The organism is Monashia sp. HAY1-2A, from assembly GCF_056755315.1.
On record NZ_JBNDHY010000758.1, the window covers coordinates 1 to 238 of the forward strand.

1 protein-coding gene is annotated in these 238 nt (G+C 64.3%); it reads left to right on the forward strand.

Annotated elements, in window-relative coordinates; genetic code table 11:
* Nucleotides 1-26: 26 nt before the first annotated feature.
* On the forward strand, nucleotides 27-238 hold a 212-nt coding region (locus tag ACPYOM_RS23820), incomplete at its 3' end, for a nucleotidyl cyclase domain-containing protein (protein WP_481347879.1).

Genomic DNA, 238 nt, shown 5'->3' on the forward strand with positions numbered 1-238 from the left:
GCCTCAGAGTCGTCGAGGATGTCGTCGTGCGCCACGACGGCCGGGTGTTCGGAACGGCGGGCGACGCCATTCTGGCTGAATTTGGCAGCCCCGTGAACGCAATCAGGTCGGCTATCGAGGCACGCTACAGCGTGTCTGCCGTTCCGGGAGCCGCACCCGTCGACATGCGCTTCGGACTGCACATCGCCGATGTGGTGGTTGTCGGGAGCGATCTTCGGGGCGACGGTGTCAATATTGC